Annotated in this window: 1 protein-coding gene; it reads left to right on the top strand. The window is 60.2% G+C overall.

Features of this window, described 5'->3' with window-relative positions:
- A partial coding sequence (locus EAH68_RS14655) for an AAA family ATPase (protein WP_164546519.1) occupies positions 1-508 on the top strand: 508 nt, incomplete at its 5' end.
- Positions 509-1007 lie beyond the last annotated feature (499 nt).

The following is a 1007-nucleotide window of genomic DNA, read 5'->3' on the forward strand; positions in this document are numbered from 1 at the left end:
GGTCGCCATCTGCATCGAACAACACCTGATCAACAGTGGCGAGATGGCACGACCGACCTCGCGGTTGAACAAGTACCTCGACATGATCATCATCGACGAATCCGAGCGCCTCAACCCCACCGCCCTGGAGATGATGCGCGATCGCTTCGACCGCACCAACATCGCCCTGATCTTGATCGGCATGCCCGGTATGGAGCGGAAATTCAGCCGGTTTCCCCAGCTCTACAGCCGGGTCGGTTTCGCGCATGAATACCGCCCCCTGGCCGAGGAAGAACTGGTCTTCGTCCTCGAACGCCGGTGGCGCGCCCTCGGCCAGGACCTCAACACCGAAGACTTCACCGACGCCCAGGCCATCGCCGCGATCGCCCGGATCACCCGCGGCAACTTCCGCCTCGTCGACCGGCTGTTCACCCAGATGCAACGGATCATGAAGATCAACGAGCTGACCACCATCACCGATGATGTCGTCGAAGCCGCCCGCTCCACGCTGGTCATCGGCATCACCTAAAAGAACTGATATTAGCGGTGAGGTGTTGATGGCGGTTGAACAGGAGCGCCTAGCCATCGGTCCAGCCAGTCACCGCTCAGGAGGGCCGGGATGATCAACAACCAGATGGCACCGAGCCAGAACGCGGTCATCGCGTTCGTCAGCAGCAAGGCAAGCCCCACTGGAATCACGCTGAATAGGTAAAGACGTGGAAGAAGCCAGGTGGGTCGACGGCGACGTTTCCACACGACCCACGCCACGGCCGCTACGACAGCCGCACTGATAACCCACAGAACCGGGGACCTGGGGTCATCTACCAGGGCGGGAGCTACGTCTCCGAACGCCAAGACTCCGAGCACACCTGTGGCCACGAGATTCCAGGTCACATATGTCACCCGGCGGCCAGGCTGCTCATCAGTCATGGTTCCACCCTAAAGGGTGCTGTTGGCATGGGCACGCCTACATTTAAAACCGCCATCTGAAGTTGCTAAAAAGCCGCCAAACGAAGCTGCGAGTCACA

This window comes from Corynebacterium hylobatis, assembly GCF_003955685.1.
GTDB classification, from domain to species: Bacteria; Actinomycetota; Actinomycetes; order Mycobacteriales; family Mycobacteriaceae; genus Corynebacterium; species Corynebacterium hylobatis.